20 protein-coding genes and 1 pseudogene are annotated in these 18,966 nt (G+C 72.0%); 10 read left to right on the top strand and 11 right to left on the bottom strand.

The annotated features are described in order from the left end of the window. Positions 1-8 precede the first annotated feature (8 nt). The 5 genes and pseudogenes from AB0F38_RS11730 to AB0F38_RS11750 all read right to left on the bottom strand — a co-directional run. The gene (locus AB0F38_RS11730; RefSeq protein WP_361890367.1) at positions 9-1,607 is read right to left on the bottom strand and encodes a carboxyl transferase domain-containing protein; all 1,599 of its coding nucleotides are present in this window, start codon (positions 1,605-1,607) and stop codon (positions 9-11) included. Then, entirely contained in the window at positions 1,604-3,307 is a 1,704-nt protein-coding gene (locus tag AB0F38_RS11735; protein WP_361890370.1) for an acyclic terpene utilization AtuA family protein, read from the bottom strand. The genes AB0F38_RS11730 and AB0F38_RS11735 overlap by 4 nt, the downstream gene beginning before the upstream one ends. Beyond that, positions 3,304-4,110 carry a TIGR03084 family metal-binding protein gene (locus AB0F38_RS11740; RefSeq protein ID WP_361890373.1) on the bottom strand — a complete coding sequence of 269 codons (807 nt, stop codon included), beginning with the start codon at positions 4,108-4,110 and terminating at the stop codon, positions 3,304-3,306. Before AB0F38_RS11740 ends, AB0F38_RS11735 begins: the two co-directional genes overlap by 4 nt. A 109-nt stretch (positions 4,111-4,219) precedes the next feature. Next, positions 4,220-4,615, bottom strand: coding sequence for a cupin domain-containing protein (locus AB0F38_RS11745; protein WP_361890376.1), 396 nt, complete (start codon positions 4,613-4,615; stop codon positions 4,220-4,222). A gap of 185 nt (positions 4,616-4,800) precedes the next feature. Next, positions 4,801-4,936, bottom strand: a pseudogene (locus tag AB0F38_RS11750) (signal peptidase I); the annotation flags it as partial. Here AB0F38_RS11750 and AB0F38_RS11755 point away from each other — a divergent pair. Next, positions 4,896-5,276: a VapC toxin family PIN domain ribonuclease gene (locus tag AB0F38_RS11755; RefSeq protein ID WP_361890379.1), complete on the top strand. Its 381-nt coding sequence runs from the start codon at positions 4,896-4,898 to the stop codon at positions 5,274-5,276. The pseudogene AB0F38_RS11750 and the gene AB0F38_RS11755 overlap by 41 nt on opposite strands. 7 nt (positions 5,277-5,283) lie before the next feature. On the opposite strand, the gene AB0F38_RS11760 is transcribed toward AB0F38_RS11755, so the two are convergent. Both AB0F38_RS11760 and AB0F38_RS11765 read right to left on the bottom strand, forming a co-directional pair. Further along, complete coding sequence (locus AB0F38_RS11760; RefSeq protein WP_361890382.1) at positions 5,284-5,451, bottom strand: hypothetical protein; 168 nt, start codon at positions 5,449-5,451, stop codon at positions 5,284-5,286. 16 nt (positions 5,452-5,467) lie between these two features. Then, complete coding sequence (locus AB0F38_RS11765; RefSeq protein ID WP_361890385.1) at positions 5,468-6,433, bottom strand: EamA family transporter; 966 nt, start codon at positions 6,431-6,433, stop codon at positions 5,468-5,470. A gap of 141 nt (positions 6,434-6,574) precedes the next feature. Here AB0F38_RS11765 and AB0F38_RS11770 point away from each other — a divergent pair, with 141 nt between their 5' ends. After that, on the top strand, positions 6,575-7,468 hold the full coding sequence (locus AB0F38_RS11770) for a LysR family transcriptional regulator (RefSeq protein ID WP_361890388.1): 894 nt from the start codon (positions 6,575-6,577) through the stop codon (positions 7,466-7,468). A gap of 43 nt (positions 7,469-7,511) precedes the next feature. On the opposite strand, the gene AB0F38_RS11775 is transcribed toward AB0F38_RS11770, so the two are convergent. Next, a complete protein-coding gene (locus AB0F38_RS11775; protein WP_361890391.1) occupies positions 7,512-9,311 on the bottom strand; it encodes an LCP family protein in 1,800 nt (599 codons plus the stop codon). A gap of 435 nt (positions 9,312-9,746) precedes the next feature. Between AB0F38_RS11775 and AB0F38_RS11780 the strand changes: the two genes are divergently transcribed. The 7 genes from AB0F38_RS11780 to serC all read left to right on the top strand — a co-directional run bounded on the left by AB0F38_RS11780 (position 9,747) and on the right by serC (position 16,357). Beyond that, positions 9,747-11,252 carry an ATP-binding protein gene (locus AB0F38_RS11780; protein WP_361890394.1) on the top strand — a complete coding sequence of 502 codons (1,506 nt, stop codon included), beginning with the start codon at positions 9,747-9,749 and terminating at the stop codon, positions 11,250-11,252. Next, positions 11,249-11,698: a roadblock/LC7 domain-containing protein gene (locus tag AB0F38_RS11785; RefSeq protein ID WP_361890397.1), complete on the top strand. Its 450-nt coding sequence runs from the start codon at positions 11,249-11,251 to the stop codon at positions 11,696-11,698. The genes AB0F38_RS11780 and AB0F38_RS11785 overlap by 4 nt, the downstream gene beginning before the upstream one ends. Then, positions 11,695-12,066, top strand: coding sequence for a DUF742 domain-containing protein (locus AB0F38_RS11790; protein ID WP_361890400.1), 372 nt, complete (start codon positions 11,695-11,697; stop codon positions 12,064-12,066). The genes AB0F38_RS11785 and AB0F38_RS11790 overlap by 4 nt, the downstream gene beginning before the upstream one ends. Further along, a complete protein-coding gene (locus AB0F38_RS11795; RefSeq protein WP_361890403.1) occupies positions 12,047-12,706 on the top strand; it encodes an ATP/GTP-binding protein in 660 nt (219 codons plus the stop codon). Before AB0F38_RS11790 ends, AB0F38_RS11795 begins: the two co-directional genes overlap by 20 nt. Further along, entirely contained in the window at positions 12,703-13,938 is a 1,236-nt protein-coding gene (locus tag AB0F38_RS11800) for a cytochrome P450 (protein ID WP_361890406.1), read from the top strand. The genes AB0F38_RS11795 and AB0F38_RS11800 overlap by 4 nt, the downstream gene beginning before the upstream one ends. Continuing rightward, on the top strand, positions 13,935-15,143 hold the full coding sequence (locus AB0F38_RS11805) for a cytochrome P450 (protein ID WP_361890408.1): 1,209 nt from the start codon (positions 13,935-13,937) through the stop codon (positions 15,141-15,143). The genes AB0F38_RS11800 and AB0F38_RS11805 overlap by 4 nt, the downstream gene beginning before the upstream one ends. Positions 15,144-15,238: 95 nt before the next feature. Then, complete coding sequence (gene serC / locus AB0F38_RS11810) at positions 15,239-16,357, top strand: phosphoserine transaminase (protein ID WP_361890411.1); 1,119 nt, start codon at positions 15,239-15,241, stop codon at positions 16,355-16,357. Between the two features lie 152 nt (positions 16,358-16,509). Here serC and AB0F38_RS11815 read toward each other — a convergent pair whose 3' ends face one another. From AB0F38_RS11815 to AB0F38_RS11825, 3 genes are all read right to left on the bottom strand, one after another. Continuing rightward, positions 16,510-16,944, bottom strand: coding sequence for a DUF4259 domain-containing protein (locus AB0F38_RS11815; protein ID WP_361890413.1), 435 nt, complete (start codon positions 16,942-16,944; stop codon positions 16,510-16,512). A gap of 10 nt (positions 16,945-16,954) precedes the next feature. Then, positions 16,955-17,647 (bottom strand): class I SAM-dependent methyltransferase, encoded by a 693-nt coding sequence (locus AB0F38_RS11820; RefSeq protein ID WP_361890416.1) that lies wholly within the window; start codon positions 17,645-17,647, stop codon positions 16,955-16,957. Positions 17,648-17,802: 155 nt separating this feature from the next. Then, positions 17,803-18,336, bottom strand: a complete 534-nt coding sequence (locus AB0F38_RS11825; RefSeq protein ID WP_361890418.1) for a GNAT family N-acetyltransferase — start codon at positions 18,334-18,336, stop codon at positions 17,803-17,805. A gap of 195 nt (positions 18,337-18,531) precedes the next feature. Here AB0F38_RS11825 and AB0F38_RS11830 point away from each other — a divergent pair, with 195 nt between their 5' ends. Beyond that, entirely contained in the window at positions 18,532-18,933 is a 402-nt protein-coding gene (locus AB0F38_RS11830; RefSeq protein ID WP_361890420.1) for a PPOX class F420-dependent oxidoreductase, read from the top strand. Positions 18,934-18,966: the final 33 nt, after the last annotated feature.

Below are 18,966 nucleotides of genomic sequence, written 5' to 3' on the forward strand. Positions count from 1 at the left end.
GGGCCGCCTCACATCCGGAAGACGCCGAAGCCGCCGCGGGCGCCCTCGACCGGTGCCGTGTGGATCGCGGACAGGCACATCCCGAGGACGGTCCTGGTGTCGCGCGGGTCGATGACCCCGTCGTCGTACAGCCGCCCGGACAGGAACATGGGCAGGGACTCGGACTCGATCTGCTGCTCCACCATGGCGCGCAGTGCGGCGTCGGCCTCGTCGTCGTAGGGCAGGCCCCTGGCGGCGGATGAGGCGCGGGCGACGATGGACAGCACGCCCGCGAGCTGCTGGGGGCCCATGACGGCGGACTTGCTGCTGGGCCAGGCGAAGAGGAAGCGGGGGTCGTAGGCACGGCCGCACATGCCGTAGTGACCGGCGCCGTAGGAGGCGCCCATGAGGACCGAGAGGTGCGGGACCCTGGAGTTCGACACCGCGTTGATCATCATCGCGCCGTGTTTGACGATGCCGCCCTGCTCGTACTGCTTGCCGACCATGTAGCCGGTGGTGTTGTGCAGGAAGAGGAGCGGGATGTCGCGCTGGTTGGCGAGCTGGACGAACTGCGCGGCCTTCTGCGACTCCTCGCTGAAGAGCACGCCCTGGGCGTTGGCGAGGATGCCGACCGGGTAGCCGTGCAGCCGTGCCCAGCCGGTGACGAGGCTGGTCCCGTACAGCGGCTTGAAGGCGTCGAAGTCCGATCCGTCGACGAGCCGGGCGATGACCTCGCGCGGGTCGAAGGGGATCTTGAGGTCCCCCGGCACGATCCCGATCAGCTCGTCCTCGTCGTACTTCGGCGGTTCGGCGGGCGCCGGATCGGCGTGCGCCTTGCGCCAGTTGAGCCGGGCGACGACGCGGCGGGCCTGGCGCAGCGCGTCGTGCTCGTCGAGCGCGAAGTGGTCGGCGAGTCCGGAGGTGCGGGCGTGCATCTCGGCGCCGCCGAGCGATTCGTCGTCGCTCTCCTCACCGGTGGCCATCTTGACCAGGGGCGGGCCGCCGAGGAAGACCTTGGACCGCTCCTTGATCATCACTGTGTGGTCGGACATGCCGGGGACGTACGCGCCGCCGGCGGTGGAGTTCCCGAAGACGACGGCGACGGTGGGGATCCCGGCCGCCGACAGCCGGGTGAGGTCGCGGAACAGCGCGCCCCCCGGGATGAAGATCTCCTTCTGCGAGGGCAGATCGGCGCCGCCCGACTCGACGAGGCTGACACAGGGCAGCCGGTTGGCGAAGGCGATCTCGTTCGCCCGCAGGGCCTTCCTCAGCGTCCACGGGTTGGAGGCGCCGCCGCGTACGGTCGGGTCGTTGGCGGTGATCAGGCACTCGACCCCCTCCACGACCCCGATCCCGGTGACGAGCGAGGCGCCGACCGCGTAGTCGCTGCCCCAGGCGGCGAGCGGGGACAGTTCCAGGAACGGGGTGTCCGGGTCGATCAGCAGCTCGACGCGCTCGCGGGCCAGCAGCTTGCCGCGCCCGCGGTGCCGCTTCACGTACTTCTCGCCGCCGCCCGCCAGGGCCCTGGCGTGCTCGGTGTCGAGCTCGGCGAGCTTCGCGAGCATGGCCTCGCGGTGGGCGGCGTACTCGGGTCCGGCGGTGTCGAGTGCGGTGGGCAGGACGGTCATGCGGTCACCTCCGGTTCTTCCAGGAGCGCTGTCGGGACGGGGAGGTGCCGGGAGCGCAGCCACTCCCCCACCGCCTTGGCCTGCGGATCGAAGCGGGCCTGTGCGGCGACGCCCTCGCCGAGGAGGCCGTGGACGACGAAGTTGAGCGCCCGCAGGCCGGGCAGGACATGGCGTACGACGGTGAGCCCGGCGGTCTCCGGGAGCAGTTCCCGCAAGCGCGCCACGGTCAGCTCGTGGGCCAGCCACCGCCATGCGTCGTCGCTCCGCACCCACACACCGACGTTGGCGTCGCCGCCCTTGTCGCCGCTGCGGGCCCCGGCGACGCGGCCGAGGGGGACGGTGCGGACGGGGCCGGCGGGGAGGGGCTCGGGGAGGCCCGGTTCCGCGAGGGGCGCGAGCTTTCTGCGGGGCCCCTCGGCGGGGACGGCCAGCCGCTCCCCGTCCGGCAGGACGGCCACGTGCCCGACCTCTCCCACCGGTACGTACCGGGCCTCGAACACCCCGTACGGGGCGCCCTTTCCCGGTGGGGCGGTCAGGTGGAAGCCCGGGTAGCTGCCGAGGGCCAGCTCGACGGCCGCCCCGGACACGGCACGGCCCACCGTGTCCGCGTCCCGGTCGCGTACGACGAGGCGGAGCAGGGCACTGGCGGTCTCCTCGGTCGGGGCGTCGGGCCGGTCGGTACGGGCGAGCTCCCACCTCACCTCGGCGGGCTGCCGCTCCCCCCGGGCGAGCGCGTCGGCGAACTGCTCCTTCACGAGCCTCGCCTTGGCCTCGATGTCGAGACCGGTCAGCACGAAGACGACCTCGTTGCGCCAGCCTCCGAGGCGGTTGAGCCCGACCTTGAGCGTGGGCGGCGGGGCCTCGCCCCGTACCCCGGAGATCCGTACGCGATCCGGCCCGTCCCGCTTCAGCCGTACGGTGTCGAGCCGGGCGGTGACATCCGGTCCGGCGTACCGGGCCCCGGCGGTCTCGTACAGCAGTTGGGCGGTGACCGTACCGACGTCGACGACGCCTCCCGTGCCGTGGTGCTTGGTGATGACGCTCGACCCGTCCTCGTGGATCTCGGCGAGCGGGAAGCCGGGCCGGCGGACGTCGTGCGCACCGAAGAACGCGTAGTTCCCGCCGGTGGCCTGCGTCCCGCACTCCAGCACGTGCCCGGCGACGACGGCCCCGGCGAGGGCGTCGTGGTCCTCGGGCGCCCAGCCGAAGTGGGCCGCGGCGGGTCCGGTGACGAGGGCGGCGTCGGTGACGCGCCCGGTGACGACGACGTCGGCCCCGGCGCGCAGACAGGCCGCGATGCCCGCGCCGCCGAGATAGGCGTTGGCCGTGAGGAATCCGTCGGGCGCGGGGAGGCTGTCGCCCTCGACGTGCGCGACCCGCACGGGTAAGCCCGCCCTGTCGGCCAGTGCCCGTACGGCGTCGGCGAGCCCGGCCGGATTGAGCCCTCCGGCGTTGGTGACGATCTTCACGCCCCGCTCGTGGGCGAGGCCGAGGTTCTCCTCCAACTGCCGCAGGAAGGTGGTGGCGTAGCCGCGGGTGGGGTCCTTGAGCCGGCCGCGGCCCAGGATCAGCATGGTGAGTTCGGCGAGGTAGTCCCCGGTCAGGACGTCGAGGGGGCCGTCGGTGAGCATCTCCCGCACGGCGTCGAACCGGTCGCCGTAGAACCCGGAGGCGTTGCCGATCCGCAGCGGCCCTGTCATCGCTCCCCCCGCGGGGGGCGACCGGGGCCGGTGGGTCCGGCGAAGGCCTGCGCGATGTCCAGCCAGTGACCCGCGTCGGCCCCCACGGCCTCCAGGGCGAGGTCGTCCCGGTGGGCACGCTGGGTGACGAGCAGGCAGAAGTCGAGCAGGGGCCCGGTGACACGCTGGGCGGCGTCCTCGGGGCCGTACCCGGTCACCTCGCCGTCCGGTCCCGTCAGCTCCACCCGGAACGGCTCGCCCGGCGGCTGCTCCCCGCGCACGAAGTAGGCGTAGTCCCGGGCCCGTACCCCGATCCTGGCCACGTGCCGCAGCCGCGCGGTCGGCTTCCGTGTCACCCCGAGGGCGTCGGCGACGTCCTGCCCGTGGGCCCACGTCTCCATGAGCCGCGCGGTCGCCATCGAGGCGACGCTCATGGGCGGCCCGTACCAGGGGAATCTGGCCCCGGCAGGCGCCTCCCGCAGTGCCCGGTGGAGCCGCGCCCTGTCCTGACGCCACTGCGTGAGCAGAGCTTCGGGCGGCAGGAGGGCGACCCTCTCCTCGGCTTCCTCGTCGACGAAGGTCTCCGGGGCGGCGATCGCCTTGTCGGCCTCGGCGGCGAAGGAAGCGGGCTCGGTGACGGCGATCAGCGCGACCTCGTCGGTCCAGTTCAGGTGGGCGATCTGATGGGCGACGGTCCATCCTTCGGCCGGTGTCGGCCCGGCCCATGCTCCGGCGCTCAACCCGGCGACCAGCAGGTCGAGTTCGTCGCTCTCCTGACGCAGGTCGTCGAGCACGGCGACGGTCACGGCTGCGGCATCGGACACGGTGCGCTCCCTCGGGGCGTGGCGGTGTGCCCCGGAGCATGCCAGCGCCCCAGAAAACAAGCAAGCATGCTTGCATCATTCATTTTCGGGGGCGGGACGGCGTGCCCGGTCAGGTGGCGAGCGGGTGCCCGGTCGTCGCGTCCACGTGGTCCGGGATGTCGTCGTGCCGATCGCCTACGGTCGGTGTCCCGGCGGGCTCGAACATCAGGATGGCGGCGCCGGACGGAGCGGACGGCTTGTGCTCCACACCCCGGGGGACGGTGAAGACGGCGCCCTTCGGGAGGTGGACCGTGCGCTCCCCGGCGGGCTCCCGCAGGGCGATGCGCAACTCCCCGTCGAGGACCAGGAAGAACTCGTCGGTGTCCTCGTGGACGTGCCAGAGGTGCGTGCCCTCGACCTTGGCGATGCGGACGTCGTAGTCGTTGACGCGCGTGACGATGCGGGGGCTCCACAGGGCGTCGAAGGAGGCGAGGGCCTTGGCGAGGGAGATGGGTTCGTTGCTCATCCGTCCATCGTCGTCCGGTCCGGCGGCCGGCACGAGTGCCAGGCATCGCCTGTGACGAAAAAAGCGAACCGCTCGCAATGCCTTGGGCACCGGACATTCCCGGAGAGGCGATCCCCCGGTCAGGCGCCGCCGGTCACCCCGCAGCCGGGGACGGACGGCCAGCACCACGGACTCCTCCCCCGCGACCAGGAGTGGTCGACGCCCCGGCCCCACAACGTAGTCACCCTGCCGGCCCAGCAGGACGCTTCGCCCGGGGAGCTCCACGCGGAACCGGCCGCCGATGAGGACCAGCAGGGCCGTACGCTCCTCGCCGGTCACCCACCCACCGGGCACACCGCTCGTCGTCACCGAACTGGATCACTTGGTGCACCGGGACCTCGGCTTCCCGGCCGCGATGCAGGTGATGGAGGCGCTGAACTCCCGCATGGCCGACGGCCAGTACAGGCTGGCCGAGCTTGAGCCCGCAGACCTCGGTGCGGCGCATCAGGTGCGCCACGAGTACGAGGGGCTGAGGCTGGATCTCGCGGATGCGGTGGGCGGCGTCCTCGCGGACCGGTACAGGACCGATCGCATCTTCACCCTCGATCAGCGCGACTTCCGGGCCATCACACCCCTGACGCCCGGATTCGCCGCGTTCCGCATCCTGCCCTTCGACGCCTGAGCCACGCCTACTCGGTACGGTCGCCCTCGGCCTGCGAGGGTTCGGTCCGCGGGACGTCCGGGTGGGCCTCGGAGGCCGTGCCGCGCATGGAGGGCTCGTCGCGGTCGCCCTCGGCCTGCGAGGGGGTGTGCGAGTAGAGCCCGTCGTACTCATCGGTTCCCTTCGTGGATCCCATGGGCGGGCCTCCTTCCTCAGGTCCCTTCCATCGTCCCTCTCCGCGACGCGGCGCGCACCGCGCCCATGCTCGCTCCGATGACCAGCGCGATGGCCAGGGCGTCGGTCGTGGACAGCGCCTGGTCGAGGAGGAGGAAGCCGGCCGCGGCGGCGATGGCGGGTTCCAGGCTCATCAGGATCGCGAAGGTGGGGGCGGGCAGCCGGCGCAGGGCCATGAGCTCCAGGGTGTACGGGAGGACCGAGCTCAGCACGGCCACCGCCGCGCCCAGCGCCAGCGTGGACGGGACCAGGAGTTTCGAGCCGGCTTCCATGATGCCGAGGGGCAGCGAGAGGACCGCCGCCACCACCATCGCCAGGGCCAGACCGTCGGCCTGCGGGAAGCGGCGGCCGGTGCGCGCGCTGAAGACGATGTACGCCGCCCACATGGCGCCGGCCCCCAGTGCGTACGCCGCTCCGACCGGGTCCAGCCGGTCGAATCCGCCGCCGCTCAGCAGGACGACGCCGCCGAGGGCCAGGCCCGCCCAGACGAGGTTGACCAGGCGACGGGAGGCGACCACGGAGAGGACCAGCGGGCCGAGCACCTCCAGGGTGACGGCGGCACCCAGCGGGATGCGTTCGGCTGCCTGGTAGAAGAGCGTGTTCATGGCACCCATCACGACGCCGAAGGCCACCACGGTGCCCCAGTCCGCGCGCGAGTGGCCGCGCAGCTTCGGGCGGCAGACGACCAGCAGGACGAGCGCGGCGGCGGCGAGGCGCAGGGTGACCACGCCGAGCGCGCCCGCCCTCGGCATCAGCAGAACCGCGATCGCCGCTCCGAACTGCACGGACAGCCCGCCCGCGACCACCAGCGCGACCGGCCCGAGGGCCGCCCGGCGGGCACCTGACGGGCTCGGGCCGCCATCGCCGGGCCCGTCGAGCGCGGACACCGCCTCCGGTACGGCGACGGCTGCGGCCGGCTCTGCGGCACTGCGCGGGTCGTTCACCTGACACCTTTCGGGAAGTTCACTGGATTGAACTGCGAGGTCCACAATACGGCACCACCGTCGCGCCCCTCCCCCACTCACCGTAGAGACACGCGCGCCTCGCGTGAAATGCCGATTGCGCTCCCGTTATGCTCCCCACGCATGAGCGCAGGACAGGGTGGCGGCAAGGGTGGCGGACGCGGTATCGAAGTGCGCCACCTCCGGGCCTTCCTCGCGATCGCGGACGAGGGCAGCGTCACCCGGGCCGCCACCCGGCTCCGGCTCACCCAGCCCGTCGTCTCCCGGACGCTCGCGGCTCTGGAGAAACACCTGGGCGTGCGGCTCGTCGACCGGTCCACGCACCACCTCGCCCTCACCCCCGAGGGTGTCGCCTTCCGGGACAAGGCAGCCGCCGCGGTCGGCGCCTTCGACGAGGCCGTGGGGCCGGAGCGGCTGCGCCACCGACCGCTGCGGCTCGGGCACGCCTGGTCGGCGTTCGGCCCGTACACCACGCCGCTCCTGCGGACCTGGCAGCGGCGCCACCCGCTGACCCCGCTCGAACTGCGGCGGATCGACGACCGTACGGCGGGGCTGACGCGGGGCGAGGTCGACGCGGCGCTCCTGCGCGGGCCGGTGGACGCCCCGGGGCTGGTCACCGAGGTGCTGTTCACCGAGAACCGGGTGGCGGCCGTCGCCGCCGACGGGCCGCTCGCCGCCCACCGGTCGCTGTCGCTGGCGGACCTGGCCGGGGACGCCGTCGTCCTGAACACCGTCTCCGGCACCACCACGCTCGACCTGTGGCCCCGGCAGGCGCGGCCCGTCTCCACGCTCACCGTCGCCAACACCGACGACTGGCTCACCGCCATCGCCGCGGGGCGCGGGGCCGGGGTCTCCGCCGCGTCCACCGCCGACATGCACCCGCACGCCGGGGTCGCCTACCGGCCCCTCGACGACGCCCCGCCGCTGCCCGTCCTGCTGGCCCGGCGGGACGGGCCCGGCCACCCCGCGCTGCCGCAACTCGTGGCGCTCGCACGGGAGATCGTCGACCGGAAGTGAAAGACCGGTCCGGGCCGGCGGGGCCGGGGCCCGCGCGGACGCGCTACTTCGCGCAGACCGCCTTGTCGGCCTGGACCTGCTGGATGTCGGCCGGGGCCTTGTCCGGGGCCGCGAGCGGAGTGCCCGCCTCCTTGAAGTCGGGGCCCAGGGTCAGCATCATCGGGTCCATCTCGCCCGCGTCCGTCGTCGTCGGCTTCATCACCGAGGCCGACAGGCCCATCAGTGCGGCCAGCCGGCGGGCCTGGTCCGCCTGGTTGGGGGCGTAGACGAGCTGGGTCTTCTTGACGTTCTCGGGGGCGTTGGCCTTGTTGGTGGACTTCAGCACGCCCTCCTCGTTCTGCAGCCAGTCCAGGGCGTTCTGCGCGGACCCGCCCGGGGCACCGCCGTTGTAGACATCGACCCGCACGTCCGCCGGGTCGGCCATCTCGCCCTTCAGCTTGGCCGCCGCCTCGGCCTTCGCCGCGGCCTTCTCCTGCTTCTCCACCGCGGTGAAGGAGACGTCCTCGCGCATCATCGAGAACACCTGCGGGGCCTTGGACTTGTCGAGTATGACGGTGGCCTTGTCGTTCGGGTTGTCCAGCACCGGCACCGTGGTGAACGTGATGTTCTTCGGGTCGACCGAGGCCAGTTCCATGCCCAGTTTGCGCAGCTCGTTTATGTCGGCGATCTTGTCGTCGACGGTGAGTGCCTTGGTGGCCGCCTCGGCGAGACTCCACATCTTGGTGGGGCTGGTCAGGGTGTCGTTGGACTTCAGCTTGCGCATGAGCGATCCCAGGAACTGCTGCTGGAGCTCGATACGGCTCAGGTCGCTGCCGAAGCCGACGGAGTACCGGGTGCGCAGGAAGGCCAGCGCCTGCTCGCCCTGGAGGGTGTGCTCGCCCTTCGTGAGGTTCAGGTGGGACTTCTCGTCGTTGATGTCCTTGTCGAGGCAGATCTCCACGCCGTCGACGGCCGTGGTCAGGGTCTTGACCGCGTTGAAGTCGGCCACCATGAAGTGGTCGACCTCCATGCCGGTCAGCTCCGTGACGGTGCGCATGGTGCAGCTGGGGGTCCGCTCGGCCTGCCCGAGGCTCGTGTTGAAGCGAGCGCCGTCGGTCCCGGGGATGTCCTTCGTCGAGCCGTCGCTCTGCGTCGTCGGGCAGTCCGGGATGGCCGCCACCAGGTCACGCGGAATGCTCAGCGCGGTGGCGTTCGTACGGTCCTTGGAGACGTGGAAGAGGATCGTGGTGTCGGCGTGGCCGGCGCTCTCCTTGTCCCCGTAGCCCTCGTTGCCCGCACCGGTCCGCTTGTCCGTCCCGATCACCAGGATGTTGATGGCCCGGTCCTTGCTGAAGCCGCCGGTCCCGGCCCCGTCGCTGGAGACGGACGTGATGTTGCCGTTGAAGTGCTCGTACACGAAATAGCCCGTGGTCCCGACACCCACCAGCAGGAAGGCCAGTACGCCGCCGGTCCACACCAGGGCCTTCTTCTTGCCGGACTTCTTCGGCCTCGTCCTGCGGCGCCCCGTGGACGCCGCGGCGACGCGGCCTGCGGCGGACCGGTTCGCGGCCCGGCCGCCCGGCTTCCGCTCCGGCTGCGGGTCGTCCTCGCCGCCGCGCGCGTCGGCACCCCTGCGCCCGGTGCGCTGCCCCGGGACGGAGGGCCGCCCGCCCGGGGGCGGCGTCGCGGGCTTCGAGCGGCGACGCGGCGACGGCGGGGCCGAAGTGCCTCCCGGGGAGGACGGTGCGGCTGATCGCCCTGCGGAGGGAGTCAGTCGCAGTTCGTAATCACCGGTGTCCGGGTTGAGTACCCACTGGTCTGCGGGGTCGATTCCCTCGTCCCGCCCACGGCCTTGCGCGTCCACGGTTGCCTGCGTCCTCCGTCGGGGCCCACACGGCGCCTCCCCCTTCAAGGCGCGCGGCGTGTCATACGGCAGTGCGCGACCTCGGCGGGTCGGCTGCACCGGACCGCTCACATTAGCTGGCCACCCGCTCCTGAGCGACGATCGTGATAAACCAAACGCCCCGCAGGGTACATACCGTCACATATGGCACACATTCCCCGCCCGTAGCCCCGGTTCACCCCCGGGACGGCACCCACAGCACTCAGCCAGAGTCGCCTTCAAGCCAAATTTGAAACAGAAGTGGCCACAAGGAATCCCCAAACAACTTGCCAATTCTCCTATAGTTGCCATGACTTGATCAGGAACAATCAGCTCCAGTTGTGGCCCTATCGTCACGGCCGCCCCGAGTGTCCCGATTGTCCCTTCCCTTTGAACCGTCCGCCCCGAGGACTCCGATTGCGCCCTTCACTCCGGCCGACCGCACTCGCCCTGCTGATCTCAGCGGCCGTTACCGGTTCCCTGTGCCTGTGGGCGGTCGCCGCCGCTCCCACCTCGGTACGGACCCCGCTGTCCTGGGGGGCGAGCGCCGCCGCCGTACTGCTGTGCGTCGCGGTGGCCGTCACCGTCCACACGCTCGCCACCGCACGCAATCTCCGCGCGCTGCGGGCCGCCGACTCCGAACGCTTCACCGCCGAGACCTCCCGGCTCGTCTCGTCCTCCGCCGCCGAGGCACAGCGCTTCACCGCGGAGACGGCCCGGATCAGGGCGGCCGCCGCCGCCGAAACCGCCCGGGTCACCGCCGAGGCCAACGGCCTGGTCGCCCGCGCCACCGAGGAGGCCGCCGAGCAGACCCGCCGTCTCACCGCGGAGGTCGAGCGGCTCACCGCCCGGGCCCGGCGCAGTGAGACCGAGCGCTCCGCGGCGGTCGCCGCCTGTGCCAACGCCGCGGGCCGCATGCAGGCCCTGGCCACGAGCATGCTGGCCGACCTGCGCGAGATGGAGCACCGGCACACCGCCGAGGACGTGCTCGGCGACCTGCTGCACCTGGACCACCGCACCGCCCAGGCGGGCCGCCTCGCCGACTCCATCGCCGTGCTGACCGGCGCCCGCTCCGGGCGCCGCTGGGCGAAGCCGATCGTCATGGAGTCGATCCTGCGCGGCGCGATGGGCCGGATCGGCAGCTACCAGCGCATCCGCCTGCACTCCACCAGTGACGTGGCGATCGCCGGTCACGCCGCCGAGGGCGTCATGCACGCCCTCGCGGAGCTCCTCGACAACGCCGCCAACTTCTCGCCGCCCACCGCCGAAGTGCACGTGTACGTCGAGGAGGTCCCGGCCGGCATCGTCGTCACCGTCGAGGACAGCGGTCTGGTGATGAGCGACGTGCAGCTGCGCCGCGCGGAGCGTGCCGTGTCCGCCGAGAACCAGGACCTCACGGGTCTCTCCGGCACCCGGCTCGGCCTCGCCGTCGTCGGCCGGCTGGCCCGTAAGCACGGTCTGACCGTCTCCTTCCGGCCGTCGGCGCGCGGTGGTACGGGCGCGCTGATGATGCTGCCGCAGGAGCTCATCTCCCGTGCCCCGGTCCCCGCCCCGGCCGCCGTACCGGCCCCCGCACCCGCCCCGGTGGCCGGCCGCCCCGAGCCGGAGCCGGACCACATGACGGCCGCCGCACCGGGCTCCCCCGGGACCGTGACCGGGTCCGCGCCGGAACCCGCGTCCGGGCCGGAGTCCGCGTCCGAATCCACCGGTGCCGTGCCCCAGTTCGGCGACAGCGGACTGCCCAAGCGCCGCCGCGGCCGCACCCTGGCCGCCGCCGAATCCCGTACCGGCAATGCCACCCCCGGCGGCGCCGACTCCCCCCGGCCCCGTGCCACCGATCCGAAGGTCCAGGCCGCGCGCTTCAGCACCTTCAGCCAGGCGGTACGAGCCAACTCCCCGCACCCGGAAGGCAACACCCGATGACCGCGACCACCGACGAGAAGCTCAACTGGCTGCTGGAGGGGCTCCTGGACCGCACGCCCGGCGCCCGGCACGCCCTCGTCCTGTCCCGGGACGGCCTGAAGCTGTGCCGTACCCCCGAGCTCTCCGTCGACCAGGCGGATCAGCTGGCCGCGATCTCGGCCGGGATCCAGAGCCTGTCGCACGGCGCGTCCATCGAGTTCGGTGACGGCACCGGCGGCGTACGGTCCGCGATGGCCGAGTTCTACGGCGGTGTGCTGTTCATCGTCGAGGCGGGCGCGGGCGCGCACCTCGCGGTGGTCGCCGCCGAGGACTCCGACGTCGGCCTCGTCGGCCACAACATGAGCGAGCTCGTCGAGCAGCTCGGCGAGTACCTCGTGGCCCCGCCGAGGACCCCCGCGGAGGCGGACGGCGCGGCGGCCCCGACCACGGAAACCGCGAACGTATGACGTCGGCGCCGCGCCCCCGCCCCGGACGCGACGACGATCCGGACCGGCTGTACACCCTCACGGGTGGCCGCAGCCGGTCCGACTCGGCCGCGTTCGACCTGGTGACGCTCGTCGTCGCCGAATGCGATCCGAACCCCGGGATGCAGTCGGAACACGTCGCGATCCTGCGGATGTGCCAGCGGCCCACCGCGGTCGTCGAGATCTCGGCAACCCTGAACCTGCCCGTCAGCATCGTGCGCATCATGCTCTGCGACCTGCTCGACACCGGCCGGATCAGCGCCCGCCACCCCCGTACTGCCCGTGTCGCGGACCGGCTCCCCGACACCGACACCTTGGAACAGGTACTCGTTGGACTCCGCAACCTCTGACCGTGCCGCCCTGCAGGCGACAGCCGACAACGGACTGAAGATCGTCGTCGTCGGCGGCTTCGGGGTCGGCAAGACCACCATGGTCCGTTCCGTGAGCGAGATCCGTCCGCTCAACACCGAAGAGACCATGACCCGCGCGGGCGAGGCCGTCGACCACCTCGACGGCGTGCAGTCCAAGACGTCCACCACGGTCGCCTTCGACTTCGGCCGGATCACGCTCGACGCGCACTCGGTCCTCTACCTTTTCGGCGCTCCCGGACAGGAACGCTTCTGGTTCCTGTGGGACCGCCTCTTCTCCGGGACCCTGGGCGCCGTCGTCCTCGTCGACACCCGGCGGCTCGCCGACTCCTGGTACGCGATCGACCGGCTGGAGCACCACGGCACCCCGTTCATCGTCGCGTGCAACGACTTCGGCGGACCGCTCCACTCCGAGCAGCAGATCCGGGAGGCCCTGGACCTCTCCCCCGACGTCCCGCTCGTCGAGTGCGACGCCCGGGACCGGTCCTCCAGCAAGTACGTCCTGATCACGCTCGTCGAACACCTCCACGCACTCTCCGTCGCCCGTGCGAAGGCCGCGGACGCGGCCCCGGCGGGAAGCCCCGCCCCGGCGGCCGCAAAGACCCCGGAGCCCACGCTGTGACCCAGTGCCCCGTGCCCCACGGTTCCATACCCCTGTCCGGGCCACGGTTCCAGACCGACCCCGTGCAGCTGTACCGGGACATGCGCCGCGACCACGGCGCGGTGGCCCCGGTCGTGCTCGACGGCGGCATACCAGCCTGGCTGATCATCGGTTATCGCGAACTGCACCAGGTCACCGGAGACCCGGTGCTCTTCAGCCGGGACTCGGACCTGTGGAACCAGTGGGACAACATCCCGGACGGCTGGCCGCTGCTGCCGATGATCGGCCGCAAGCAGCCGTCGATCCTCTACACGGTCGGTGAGCGGCACACCGTCCGCGCGGCCATGATCAGCAACGCGCTGGAGGCAGTCGACCCGTTCGCGCTGAAGGGGTACGCGGAGGACTTCGCCGACAGCCTCATCGACCGGTTCTGCGCCACCGGGCGGACCGACATCATCGCCGAGTACGCGATGCTGCTCCCCGCCCGCGTGCTCGCGAAGCTCTACGGGTTCAGCGACGAGGTCGGGGCGCCGCTCGTGGGGGCGCTCAACGACATGATCGACGGCCGTGAGCGGGCCCTGGCCGGCCAGCAGCACCTGGGCGGGGCCATGTTCCAGCTCCTGGCCGACAAGCACACGGAGCCGGGCGACGACGTCGCGACCAGGATGCTGGACGCCCCCGGCGGCTTCACCGACGAGGAGGTCGCCCAGGACCTCATGGTCATGATGGCGGCCGGCCACCAGCCGACAGCCGACTGGATCGGCAACTCACTGCGTCTGATGCTGACCGACGACCGCTTCGCCGCCTCGCTCTCCGGCGGACGGCACAGCGTCGCCGAGGCCATGAACGAAGTGCTCTGGGAGGACACCCCGTCCCAGAACGTGGCCGGCCGCTGGGCCTCCCGCGACACCCACCTCGGCGGACGTCACATCCGCGCCGGCGACATGCTGCTCCTCGGCATCGCCGCGGCCAACGGCGACCCCCAGGTGCGCACCGACGGCTCCACGCTGACCGGCGGCAACAACGCCTTCCTCTCCTTCGGCCACGGGGAGCACCGCTGCCCGTTCCCCGCCCAGGAGACCGCCGAGGTCATCGCCCGCACGGGGATCGAGGTGCTCCTGGACCGGCTTCCCGACATCGACCTCGACGTGCCCGAGGACCAGCTGACCCGGCGCCCGTCCCCGTGGCTCCGCGGGCTGACCGACCTGCCGGTGCACTTCACCCCGACCCCCGCACTTGGAGGCCAGAAATGACCCGGATCGTCCTCGATCCCTTCGTCGCCGACCTCGACGGCGAGAGTGCCGCGCTGCGCGCCGCCGGGCCACTGGCCGAGGTGGAGCTCCCCGGCGGGGTGCACTGCTACGCGGTCACCCATCACGCCGAGGCACGTCAGCTGCTCACCGACAGCCGTGTGGTCAAGGACATCAACGTCTGGAACGCCTGGCAGCGCGGCGAGATCCCCATGGACTGGCCGCTGATCGGCCTGGCCAACCCGGGCCGCTCCATGCTCACGGTGGACGGCACGGAGCACCGCAGGCTCCGCACCCTGGTCGCCCAGGCGCTGACCGTGAAGCGCGTGGAGCGGCTGCGCGAGGGCATCGAGGCGCTGACGAACGCGAGCCTGGACCGGCTGGCCGCGCTGCCCGAGGGCGAGCCCGTCGACCTGAAGGCCGAATTCGCCTACCCGCTGCCCATGAACGTCATCAGCGAGCTGATGGGCGTGGACGCGGCCGACCACCCGCGGCTGAAGGAGCTCTTCGAGAAGTTCTTCTCGACGCAGACCCCGCCGGAGGAGGTGCCGCAGATGATGGCGGACCTCGGCTCCCTCTTCACGAAGATCGTGGACGGCAAGCGGGCGAACCCGGGCGACGACCTGACGAGCGCGCTGATCGCGGCCTCCGAGGACGGCGACCACCTCACCGACGAGGAGATCGTCAACACGCTGCAGCTGATCATCGCGGCCGGTCACGAGACCACGATCAGCCTCATCGTCAACGTCGTGGAGGCGCTCCAGACCCACCCCGAGCAGCGCGAGCGCGTACTCGCCGGGGAGGTGCCGTGGGAGAACGTGATCGAGGAGACCCTGCGCTGGAACTCCCCGACCTCGCACGTCCTCATCCGGTTCGCGACCGAGGACATCGAGGTCGGCGACCGGGTCCTGCCCAAGGGCGAGGCGCTGATCGTCTCCTTCGGCGCACTGGGCCGCGACGAGCGGCAGTACGGGCCGACCGCGGGTGACTTCGACATCACCCGCTCCCCGAACCGGCACATCGCCTTCGGCCACGGCCCGCACGTCTGCCCCGGTGCCGCGCTGTCCCGGATGGAGGCCGGGGTGGCCCTCCCGGCGCTGTACGAGCGCTTCCCCGAGCTGGATCTCGCGGTACCGGCCTCCGAGCTGCGCAACAAGCCGATCGTGACCCAGAACGACCTGCACGAGCTCCCGGTCGACCTGGGCTGAGGGCCGCGCACACACTGTCCACGAGCCGTGACGCTCGCGTCTCATCCGACGGACACGGTCCTCGACCCGACCCCGGAGGGACTACGCTCCGGCTCGTGGCCGACATCCAGATTCCCGCTGACATCAAGCCCGCCGACGGCCGTTTCGGCGCCGGACCCTCCAAGGTGCGGACGGAGGCGCTCGACGCGCTGGCCGCCACGGGCACCTCTCTCCTCGGTACGTCCCATCGCCAGGCCCCGGTCAAGAACCTGGTCGGCGAGGTGCGTGACGGTGTACGCGGCCTCTTCTCCCTCCCCGAGGGCTACGAGGTCGTCCTGGGCAACGGCGGGTCCACCGCCTTCTGGGACATCGCGACGCACGGTCTCATCGAGAACAAGTCCCAGCACCTGAACTTCGGCGAGTTCTCGTCCAAGTTCGCGAAGGCCGCCAAGCTCGCCCCGTGGCTGGCCGACCCCACCGTCATCGCCTCCGACCCGGGCACCCACCCGGACCCGGAGGCCGAGGCGGGCGTCGACGTATACGCCTTCACCCACAACGAGACCTCCACCGGTGTCGCCGCCCCGGTCGAGCGGGTCACGGGCGCCGACGAGGGTTCACTCGTCCTGGTGGACGCCACCTCCGGCGCGGGCGGCCTGCCGGTCGACATCACCGAGACGGACGTCTACTACTTCGCCCCGCAGAAGTCCTTCGCCTCCGACGGCGGCCTGTGGATCGGCGTGTTCTCCCCGGCGGCCCTGGAGCGCGCCGCACGTGTCCACGCCTCCGGCCGGCACGTACCGGAGTTCTTCTCGCTGCCCACGGCGATCGACAACTCCCTGAAGAATCAGACGTACAACACCCCGGCGCTCGCCACGCTCTTCCTGCTGAACGAGCAGCTGAAGTGGATGAACACCCAGGGCGGCCTGGACTTCACCACCGGCCGCACGGCCGCCTCGTCGCAGCACCTGTACGGCTGGGCCGAGAAGTCCACCTACGCGAGCCCGTTCGTCACCGACCCCGCGAAGCGCTCGCAGGTCATCGGCACGATCGACTTCGAGGAGGGCATCGACGCGGCGGCGGTCGCCAAGGTGCTCCGTGCCAACGGCATCGTCGACACGGAGCCGTACCGCAAGCTGGGCCGCAACCAGCTGCGCGTGGCGATGTTCCCGGCGATCGACCCGGCGGACGTCCAGGCGCTGACGGCCTGCGTCGACTACGTGATCGACAAGCTGTAACCCCTGCGCGCACGAGACGGCCCCGCACACCTGAGGCGTGCGGGGCCGTCTCTGCGTCACTCGACCGGGTGGCGCACCGCCTGCGGGACGAACCGGGGCGCACCGTCCTACGACGATGGTCTCGACACCAGCCCATATGTGTCGGTGCCGGGTCACCCGGCCGGCGTCCGGAGCCCCGCTCCCCCCGCCAGGACCTCGCGGAGGGCGAGCACCCCCGCACGCCACTGATCGCCCTCCCCCGCCTCCGCCCAGAGCTCCAGCACCTCGGACTCGTCGGCGACGACCCGGTCCAGGGCCAGCACCGCCAGCGGGCCCAGGTCCTGGGCGAACGGGGGCAGGGGCTCATCCGGGCCGTACACGGTGTCCACCGGTGCGCCGCCCGGCCTTCGGGCCGCGAGAAGCGCCGCCGCGGCCACCGCCACGACTCCGTCGTCGGCGTCGAGGTACTCCTGCGGCCCCGTACGGACGACGACCGTCAGCGCCTCCCTGATCACGCTCTCGCGCTTGTCGGACGGCGCGTCGTCGAGATTCCCGGCGAAGTCCGCGGCGGTGTCGCTGTCGAAATGACCCATGCCCCAGGTCCCCATCAAAGCCCCCTCAGTCGGTGTCCCCATCCTCCCGCCCACCACTGACAATCGGCTTCCGCGCCAGCAGGAAGGCCTGCCCGCTCGTCTCGGGGAAGTCGCCCTCCTCGTCGATCTCGCGCACCACCCGGGCGTTCATCGTCAGCCCCGCCGTGATCAGCAGCTCGGCCATCCACTCCGGCCGCCGGCGGCGGAAGTCGAGGTCGATGTCGTGCCCGAACGCCTCCGTCCGGCGCAGCACCCCGTCACCCGCCTGGAAGCCCAGCAGGAGGTGGCCGCCCGGGGCGAGCACCCGGAAGAACTCGGCGAACACACGCGGTAGTTGATCGTCCGGTACGTGGATCGTGGAGTACCAGGCCAGCAGTCCGCCGAGGCCGCCGTCCGGCAGGTCGAGGCCGAGCATGGATCCTTCCTCGAACCGCAGTCCCGGATGGTCCCGCCGGGCGGCGGCCAGCATCCCCGGGGACAGGTCGATGCCGAACACGTCGACCCCCAGTCCGTGCAGATACCCCGTCACCCGACCCGTGCCGCAGCCCACATCGGCGACGGGCCCGCCGCTTCTGTCCCGCACGAGTTCGGCGAACGCCACCAGTACGGCCCGGTCGAGGGGCTTGGCGGCCAGTTCACCCCGGAAACGGGTGGCGTATGCGTCGGCGATGGCGTCGTACGACGCCCGGGTCGTCTGCAGGAAGTCGAATGCGGTCACGGTCAGGCACTGTAGTGGGGAGGGGGCGGCTTCAACTCCGGTACCGGAACGGCCCGATGCGCGACGGACACCTCGGACGAGGAGGCGTCCCGTCCCCGGGCCCGACACCGGGCGCCGCCCGCACCCCCTCCGCCGGGGCCTGCGGAAATAACCCGTCAGACCCGTCCCGGTCCCGGGCGTGGCGCGTCCACGCGCCACCGCACCTCACCGTCCTCCCACTCGTCCGTGGGCAGCAGTCCGGCTGCCGCGGCGACGGCGGCGGACGCGCCGTGCTCCGGGTGGATGTGGGCGATCACGGTACGGACCGCTCCCCCGTCCAGCAGGTGCCGGACCAGGCCGGTGGCGGCCTCCTTCGCGTACCCCCGGCCCTGCCGGCCGGCTCCCACCACCCAGGCCACCTCGGCCCGCGAACCACGCACGGTCGCCTGTACGTAGCCGGCCAGGCGGCCGTCGGCGCGGACCCGGAGCACCCAGTTCCACCACCGTTCGGCGGGGTCGGGGGAGCCCGCGCTCCGGCGCGCGTAGCGGGCGCGCAGGGTGTCCGCGTCCTCCGGGGCACCTCCCGTGTACGCGTGCAGGGAGGGGTCCGCGAGAACGGTGGCCATCTCGTCGGCGTACGCGGTGTCGAGCGGCAACGCGTCGAGGCGTTGGGTGGAGAAGGGGGCGGGCCCGGTGGTCGTCGTCGGCATAGGGTGCCGACCCTATGCCGGGGCCCGGCCGGTCAGCGGCCGAGACGCTGGAACCTGCGTACGGCCGGCGGCAGGGTGGCCAGGCCGAGCCGCCTGTCCCCCGTGCACCCCGTAACGCCCCCGGCGGCCTCGAAGCGCTCCTACGGGAGCACGCGCGGAAATGACGCGGCACTCGATCCGTGGACCATGGGAGGTATGGACACGATCCGCGAGCTGGAGCCGTTCGTGAAGCAGTACGCCGTCCTGCTCAGCTCCCGGCGGCAGGACGGATCCGAGGTCCACACCCCCGTCAGCATCGCCGTCGAAGGCGACCACGCCTACATCCGCACGTTCTCCTCGGCGTGGAAGGTGGACCGGATGCGCAACCATCCGAGGGTGCGGATCGGCCCGTGCACGGTGGGCGGCAGACCGACGGGGCCGCAGATCGACGCCCACGCCCGTCTGCTCCAGGCCGGTTCGCGGGAGAACACGCACGCGGCGCGGATGCTCTCGCGCAAGCACCCGGTCCTGCACGGCGTGGTCGTACCGCTGGTCCACCGGGCGAAGCGGGACCGGACGCTGCACTACGAGCTCCGCCCCGTCACCGACGAGGACTGACCCGCGACCGCCCCCGCGCAGGACCCGCCGCCG

It is taken from the genome of Streptomyces sp. NPDC025273 (assembly GCF_040638585.1).
Taxonomy (GTDB): domain Bacteria; phylum Actinomycetota; class Actinomycetes; order Streptomycetales; family Streptomycetaceae; genus Streptomyces; species Streptomyces cinereorectus.

What these genes read in the sequence shown, in the direction of transcription:
- AB0F38_RS11745 (WP_361890376.1), bottom strand. Translation starts at nt 4,615, where the DNA reads ATGAGCAACGAACCCATCTCCCTCGCCAAGGCCCTCGCCTCCTTCGAC.
- AB0F38_RS11730 (WP_361890367.1), bottom strand. Translation starts at nt 1,607, where the DNA reads ATGACCGTCCTGCCCACCGCACTCGACACCGCCGGACCCGAGTACGCC.
- AB0F38_RS11830 (WP_361890420.1), top strand. Translation starts at nt 18,532, where the DNA reads ATGGACACGATCCGCGAGCTGGAGCCGTTCGTGAAGCAGTACGCCGTC.
- AB0F38_RS11805 (WP_361890408.1), top strand. Translation starts at nt 13,935, where the DNA reads ATGACCCGGATCGTCCTCGATCCCTTCGTCGCCGACCTCGACGGCGAG.
- AB0F38_RS11790 (WP_361890400.1), top strand. Translation starts at nt 11,695, where the DNA reads ATGACGTCGGCGCCGCGCCCCCGCCCCGGACGCGACGACGATCCGGAC.
- AB0F38_RS11760 (WP_361890382.1), bottom strand. Translation starts at nt 5,451, where the DNA reads ATGGGATCCACGAAGGGAACCGATGAGTACGACGGGCTCTACTCGCAC.
- AB0F38_RS11785 (WP_361890397.1), top strand. Translation starts at nt 11,249, where the DNA reads ATGACCGCGACCACCGACGAGAAGCTCAACTGGCTGCTGGAGGGGCTC.
- AB0F38_RS11755 (WP_361890379.1), top strand. Translation starts at nt 4,896, where the DNA reads ATGAGGACCAGCAGGGCCGTACGCTCCTCGCCGGTCACCCACCCACCG.
- AB0F38_RS11825 (WP_361890418.1), bottom strand. Translation starts at nt 18,336, where the DNA reads ATGCCGACGACGACCACCGGGCCCGCCCCCTTCTCCACCCAACGCCTC.
- AB0F38_RS11770 (WP_361890388.1), top strand. Translation starts at nt 6,575, where the DNA reads ATGAGCGCAGGACAGGGTGGCGGCAAGGGTGGCGGACGCGGTATCGAA.
- AB0F38_RS11815 (WP_361890413.1), bottom strand. Translation starts at nt 16,944, where the DNA reads ATGGGGACCTGGGGCATGGGTCATTTCGACAGCGACACCGCCGCGGAC.
- AB0F38_RS11735 (WP_361890370.1), bottom strand. Translation starts at nt 3,307, where the DNA reads ATGACAGGGCCGCTGCGGATCGGCAACGCCTCCGGGTTCTACGGCGAC.